The organism is Clostridium sp. HV4-5-A1G, from assembly GCF_900184915.1.
GTDB classification, from domain to species: domain Bacteria; phylum Bacillota; class Clostridia; order Clostridiales; family Clostridiaceae; genus Clostridium_B; species Clostridium_B aromativorans.
Window position 1 is genome coordinate 1 of sequence record NZ_FXYI02000232.1, and the last position, 4319, is coordinate 4319.

The window sequence follows — 4319 nt, forward strand, 5'->3', positions numbered from 1 at the left end:
GCATACGACATCTAGTACGGTCTGGTGGGCTCGGAGTTGTGTTTAAGAGACAGGAAGGTGAGTAGTTCAATGAAAAAAATAAAAAACAAGCTTGTTTTAATACCAATTTTAATATTTGTACTCTCTGTGGGTTTATTGGTGTTTATGAATTATAACAATAATTCTATAAATTATAAATCATATACTTCATTTGAAAAAGATCTTTCTGCTAAAAATATCTCCACAATTTATTTAACAGACTCTCCCAAAATAAGGGTACAATTAAAAAATGGTACAATATACGACACAGATAATCCCAGAACACCTAGTACTAAAGAAACTTTCTTGAAAAATGGAATAAATGTACTTGAAAATTATCCTGTAAATAGTAGGCAAGTATACCCTATTGCCCTGATGGCTGTTTCCATTATATCTATTATAATTTTGTCACTTAAACCTTCTGCAAAAGCTTCTAAAAAGGCATTTTCCCTGGATTCTCTGGATGCTACTGCTGTTGAAGACTCCAATTATAATTTTAATAATGTGGCTGGAAATGATGAAGCAAAAGAAAGTGTAAAAGATATAGTAGACTTCCTGAAAAACCCAGAAAAATATACCTCTTATGGGGCCAGAATGCCAAAAGGCATCATGCTTTATGGACAACCAGGTACAGGGAAGACCCTTCTCGCCAAAGCTGTTGCAGGTGAAGCAAATGTTCCTTTTTATGCAGTCTCTGGTTCTGACTTCATACAGGTATATGTAGGTGTTGGAGCCAGTCGTATAAGGCAGTTGTTTAAAAAAGCTAGAAATAACAATCAGGGAAAAGCCGTCATATTTATAGATGAAATAGATGCTATCGGCAAAAAGCGAAGTGCTTCAAATAGCTCTGGTGGTTCTGACGAAAGGGATCAGACTTTAAATGCCCTTCTTACAGAAATGTCCGGATTCAATGAAAAAGAAGGCATTGTAGTTATAGCCGCGACCAATAGATTGGATATGCTGGATCCCGCCCTTTTAAGGCCGGGTAGATTTGACAGACATATAGAAATAACCTTACCAGACATTTCCTCAAGAGAAAAAATCATAAATCTACATTTGAAAAATAAACCTATAGGTGATATAGACATCCATGAGTGGGCTCAAAAAACTTCCTATTTTTCAGGGGCAAAAATTGAAAATTTAATAAATGAAGCTGCCATAATTGCCTGCAAAGAAAATAGTGCTACTATTGAAAATGATCATATGGATAAAGCCTTCTCCATTGTATTGGCGGGATACGAAAAGAAAAATAGAGATTATATAAGAGATGTGGATAGAAAAATAACTGCATATCACGAAGTGGGACATGCATTGGTATCCTCAAGAATACTGCCAAATGAAAAGATATCTAAAATAACGATTATTCCAAGTACCAAAGGTGCAGGTGGATATACATTAAGTATTCCAGAGGACAAGCTTTATGAAAACAAGGATTATTTAAAAAAGCGGATAATGGTACTCCTTGGAGGCCGTGCCGCTGAAGAAGTTGTATTCGGCTCCAACTACGTTACTACCGGAGCCCGCAATGACTTGCAGCGCAGTACCAATATAGCCTTTAACATGATAACTCAATACGGTATGGGAAAAACATTAGGTCTTTTAAACATGCAGGAGCTATATGATTTGAATATAAATCAGGATAAAATAATTCAGGAATGCAAAAGTCTAATTGATTCCATATATGGAGAAGTGAAAAACATCATAATCGAAAACAGACACTGTCTTAAAAAAATAACAGATTTACTTTTAAAAAAGGAAACTTTATTTTCAAAGGATTTAAGCGAATTAAAATCAACGGCATATAGGTAATCACAACATATTCCCTATAAGAGTGCTCATCATCGGTTTTTCAAATTACCAGGAGCACTCTTTTTTCTACTTCATCTTATCCAACAGCCAGGTTATAGATATACCTCCTATAAGTCCTCCTAAATGTCCAAAATTATCTACATTTGCCACAGAAAATCCTATCATCAGATTCATTATAATTACAAACATTATATTCACAATAAATCCTCTTCCTACCTGCCTTTTCATTTTAAGGGCAAATACCAGAGAAGCACCTAAAAGTCCGAATATCGCACCAGATGCTCCTACAGAAATAGAAGGTGAAAATACACAGCTGAAGGCAGATGAAATAATACCCGATACAAAATATATGATCACATATTTTATTTTACCATATATTTTTTCAATAAAAGTACCCATTATATAGAGAGAATACATGTTTACAGCTAGGTGTATTATTCCTGCATGTAAAAACATGCATGTGAATAATCTATAGTATTGTCCACTGTCTATAAGAGAATTGACCTTAGCTCCCATAAATATAAGTACATTTAAATTGCTATCAAATATATTTCCAGAAAAATATGATGTTACAATATAAGTCATTATGTTTAAAGTTATAATCACGTAAGTGACAATAGATTTAGTCATTTCCTCTCTTCTACCTACACCACTGCCATAAGAATTATTGAGGCCAATATGCTGCATTGCCTGAGCTATCTGTTCGGCCAAATTTCTCACAGCATTTGTACACCCTAATACCCTGTTTAAATTGGGGTTGATTAAAATCAATTCACACTGTGGATAAATTTTATAATTTAACTGTGGATTACTACCATTTTGCAATATATCGGCATTTTTATCTACAACTATCTGTATTAATCTCATATCCTCACCGGGAAGCAGCTTTCTAAAATTATACATTATATTTTCTACTACTATATCTCTATAACTTTCTATATCAGAAAAAAACATTATATTTAGGGCATCACCATCTCTATTATATATTGCCCATCTGCTGCATACTCCTGGCTGCTGATCCATCTCTATGATATTAAAATCATACAATTTATAAAGTTTATCTATTAAATCTTTAATATATGAATTCATGTTTATCTCCTGAAAATATAAATATTTAATGATTTAAATATTCTTAGATCTATTATACGCTTTACAAATTATTCTATACAATTCCATTTTATTCAACTATTGTTACTATAACCAAATCTGTACTTTTCAGCAAATCTATTTCAAAAGCTGGTATAGCTTCCCTGGTCTTTGCATCATACAGCACTCTTATCACCGGCCTATCTGGAAATCCCCTATTTTGCCTTATAACATAACCTTCAACTCCATTTGACAATTTGACACAACATCCCAGGGGATAAATAGCAAAAGTATTTTTAAAATAAGATACCAGATTTTGATCAAAACTGCTTCCGCTTCCTGAAAGAATGAGTTCATAGGCATCGTTAGGGCTAAATTTTTTTCTGTAACACCTGTCATTGCTCACCGCATCATATACATCACATATACAAACCAGTTTTGCAAATTTTGTTATCTGTCTATTACTGAGTCCATAAGGATATCCTTTCCCATCTACTCTCTCATGATGCTGCTCCACCATCTTTATTATATTATCTGAGATAGCAAAATTCTTTTTCAACAGTTGTGAGCCATATATAGGATGTTTTTTTATTTCATAAAATTCCTCCTCCGTAAGCCTGTCCCTTTTATTTAATATAGCAGTAGGAACTTTCGTCTTTCCCACATCATGCAGTGCCGCTCCTACTCCAATTTCCTTTAAATCCCAATTGTTATATCCTGCTGAAATGCCCAAAAAAGAAGCCATAATGCATACATCTATAGAATGAATAAAAGTATAATTATCATAAGTTTGTATATCATAAAGGCTTTTATTAACATCTCCAAGCTCAATTATATAACTTATCATATCTTCCACATCTATTAATGATTCCTTTAGTTTTTTGCCATTGCAATCATGTATATTTGCAAGTATATTTGACATGCTTTTAATTGTAAACTGTTTTAATTGGGTTAATTTTTCATCCTCCACCTGTACATCTTCTAATCTTTCATCCTCTACATATAAATAAAACACACCTAATTCTTTTAGTTTACTTATGAAACTACTATTTAATTCAACTCCTGCTCTTAACAAAACTTGCCCTTCACTGGTTAATATGCTTTTCCCTAGTATATCCTTTTCTTTAACCCTATTTATAAACTCTAACCTCATCATTTCACCTCAATAAAGTTTTGCATAATAATTTTATTTTTTACGAAACCATAACAACATATTATTTTAAAAATTAAAATACCATGACTTTTAATTAAAAGCGTATCTATCAATATTCAGTTATTATTATTGAAAATTCTACCAGTAAATATGAAATTAGTATTTACTTATGAATAAACTCTCTCTTAAACACATCAGACGCTCCCGACCAAGCTAGAAGAGAAGATCTCAGAGGTCGCCGAAACAATAAAAA

Annotated in this window: 3 protein-coding genes; 1 reads left to right on the forward strand and 2 read right to left on the reverse strand. The window is 32.8% G+C overall.

Annotation, left to right across the window (positions count from 1 at the left end; all coding sequences use genetic code 11):
* The first annotated feature begins 69 nt into the window (after positions 1-69).
* Positions 70-1827 (forward strand): ATP-dependent metallopeptidase FtsH/Yme1/Tma family protein, encoded by a 1758-nt coding sequence (locus J5G60_RS16800; protein ID WP_150358948.1) that lies wholly within the window; start codon positions 70-72, stop codon positions 1825-1827.
* Between the two features lie 66 nt (positions 1828-1893).
* Here the strand turns inward: J5G60_RS16800 and J5G60_RS16805 are convergent, their stop codons facing one another.
* Positions 1894-2916 (reverse strand): rhomboid family intramembrane serine protease, encoded by a 1023-nt coding sequence (locus J5G60_RS16805; protein WP_150358947.1) that lies wholly within the window; start codon positions 2914-2916, stop codon positions 1894-1896.
* Between the two features lie 88 nt (positions 2917-3004).
* Positions 3005-4066 carry an HD-GYP domain-containing protein gene (locus J5G60_RS16810; RefSeq protein ID WP_150358946.1) on the reverse strand — a complete coding sequence of 354 codons (1062 nt, stop codon included), beginning with the start codon at positions 4064-4066 and terminating at the stop codon, positions 3005-3007.
* Positions 4067-4319 lie beyond the last annotated feature (253 nt).

Bases quoted from the DNA above. Each gene is read 5' to 3' on its own strand.
- J5G60_RS16800 (WP_150358948.1), top strand. From the start codon at position 70: ATGAAAAAAATAAAAAACAAGCTTGTTTTAATACCAATTTTAATATTT.
- J5G60_RS16805 (WP_150358947.1), bottom strand. From the start codon at position 2,916: ATGAATTCATATATTAAAGATTTAATAGATAAACTTTATAAATTGTAT.
- J5G60_RS16810 (WP_150358946.1), bottom strand. From the start codon at position 4,066: ATGAGGTTAGAGTTTATAAATAGGGTTAAAGAAAAGGATATACTAGGG.